At 53.9% G+C, this 1,310-nt stretch carries 1 protein-coding gene; it reads right to left on the reverse strand.

Annotated elements, in window-relative coordinates; genetic code table 11:
* On the reverse strand, positions 1–1,271 hold a 1,271-nt coding region (locus tag EI28_RS12880), incomplete at its 3' end, for an oligosaccharide flippase family protein (RefSeq protein WP_231476867.1).
* Positions 1,272–1,310 lie beyond the last annotated feature (39 nt).

Genomic DNA, 1,310 nt, shown 5'->3' on the forward strand with positions numbered 1-1,310 from the left:
TACAGAACCATGCCGCTCCCAACCGCAAAGAGGAGACTATACACCGAATAGACCGGTATAAGCAGTATAACGCCGGCCATAGCCCCGGATGCGGCGACGCTCTTGAAGATAGACGACCAGTAGATCCTGAACCTGATATACCGAAAGGAGAAAAGAATCGCCACGATCGCGGTGACCGTGTAGGATATCAGGGTAGCGATTGCAGCACCGATAAAACCGACGAACGGGATGAGCAGCAGATTGAGAAGAAGATTGGAGACCGCCGCAAGCACGTGAATAAACAGGTTGAACTGGTTCTTCTTCACCAGATGGGTGATGTTGATGACGATCTGGTAGATTCCTGCCAGCAGACCGGAAAGGGCAATAAAGGGGATGACGACCGCCCCCGACGCAAACTGAGGGGTGGTGAAGAGGTTCAGGATCGGGCCGGCCAGAACAGACAGCCCTACCACGGCGGGTATGGCCGCCAGCAGGAAATATTTCAATGAGATGCTGAGATAAAATTTCACCGCTCCCATCTCCAGCCGGTCATACAGCCGCGAGAGCTCGGGAAACAGGATCAACTGAATCGGATACATCAACTGGAAGATCAGCCCCCCGATGATGTATCCCGCGGAATAAATCCCGACGGCGGCAACCCCCAGGAAGAAACCGATAATGAACCGGTCGCTGGACTCGGTGATCCACCGGATAAGTGCATTCGGGGTTATCGGCGCCGAGTATCTCAGATATTCCCTAATATAGGTAAATCTCGGCAGGGCAAACCCGATACGGCGTATGATGAGAGCAAGGGATATCAAAATTTCCAGTAGCGTGATGATGAAGATGCCGCCAATCACGCCGATGAGACCGAACCCCAGTACCAGAAGAATCAGGATGAGTATCAGCCGCCCGAAACTGTTGAACAGGGATAAGGCCGCGTAGATCCCGGTCTCGCGACTGATGCGGAAATAGAATGTCGCCACCAGATCGACGGCGGTGAGCAGGATCAGAAACGAACCGGCCTTTACGAAATAAGAGGCCTGGATATCGCCAAACAGCGTCACGGCCAGGAGATCCGAGAGGAGATAGACCGCGAGCGATATCGCAAACCCGGTAAAGCCGACAAAGAAGATGATCGAGTAAAAACCCTCCCTGATAACACCCTCGTCTGTCTCTGCGGCCAGAAACCGGAGAAACGCCATATGAAGTCCGACCAGGGCAAGAGGGGAGAGGAGAGAGATCGTGACGTTGATCTGTGCCCAGATCCCGTAGCTGTCGGGCCCCAGCATCTTGGTGACGATCGGGAGAAGGAAAAAACCCCCGAGACT

This window comes from Methanoculleus sp. MH98A, from assembly GCF_000691865.1.
Lineage (GTDB): Archaea > Halobacteriota > Methanomicrobia > Methanomicrobiales > Methanoculleaceae > Methanoculleus.